An 802-nucleotide genomic window follows, 5' to 3' on the forward strand; every position below is an offset into this window, starting at 1 on the left:
ATCCACGACAGCGCACCCTCCCGCCAGCCCCCGGACCCTCCCTTGTGGGGAGAAGCGTCAAGCCGGACGGATCGGCAAACCCTTGCAACAAAAGTCAGTGCATCGCGGACCGCTCGTCGCGACGGCCCACCGGGGCCCGGCGCGCATGCGACGGCCGTTCGAAGTACTCCACCACCAGGCCACCAAAGGGCACCCGCGGACCGTCCGCCTTCGGGTCCGCCAGCCGCTGGAGCAGCGCCACCGCGCTGTCCACGGCCTCGTCCACCGCGCGGTTGATGCGCTGGCGCTCCGTGTCTCCACCGCCCAGGACTTCCAGGGCATCCACCAGGCACCGCCGCAGCAGTGCGAATTCGTCATGCAGGGCGCGCGCGCCACGCTCCGGCGCCAGACGCAGCACCGCGCGGGTGCGGCTCCAGGGGCTCGTCTCCACGCCCTCCAGCGTCAGCCCCAGCTCCCGGACGAAGGGCTCCACCAGTCCGTCCAGCAGGCTGGGCCCCGGCACTGCCTGGGACTCGTGCGCCGCCAGCCGCATCCGGCGCCACAACGCCGCGATGCGCTCGGGCTGCCTGCTGAAGACCCGGGCAGCCCCCGCCTTCTTCCGTCCCCGCTCCGCCGCCATGTCCGTTGTCGTCCGCATCGCGAACAGAGACTTAGCAATTGCTCTGCCAACGCCTGACGTGTGGCAGTTCCCAATGAATCCGACCCTTTGGGCGAGCCTTCTTCCGTCCCCGCTCCGCCGCCATGTCCGTTGTCGTCCGCATCGCGAACAGAGACTTAGCAATTGCTCTGCCAACGCCTGACG

Annotated in this window: 1 protein-coding gene; it reads right to left on the bottom strand. The window is 69.8% G+C overall.

The genetic code is table 11. The annotated features are described in order from the left end of the window. Window positions 1-94 precede the first annotated feature (94 nt). The gene (locus D7X12_RS41625) at window positions 95-637 is read right to left on the bottom strand and encodes a hypothetical protein (RefSeq protein WP_120630590.1); all 543 of its coding nucleotides are present in this window, start codon (window positions 635-637) and stop codon (window positions 95-97) included. Window positions 638-802: the final 165 nt, after the last annotated feature.

The sequence above is a fragment of the Corallococcus sicarius genome (assembly GCF_003611735.1).
In the GTDB taxonomy this organism is placed as follows: Bacteria; Myxococcota; Myxococcia; order Myxococcales; family Myxococcaceae; genus Corallococcus; species Corallococcus sicarius.

Excerpts from the sequence above, each read along its gene's own strand:
- D7X12_RS41625 (WP_120630590.1), bottom strand. The coding sequence starts at position 637 with ATGCGGACGACAACGGACATGGCGGCGGAGCGGGGACGGAAGAAGGCG.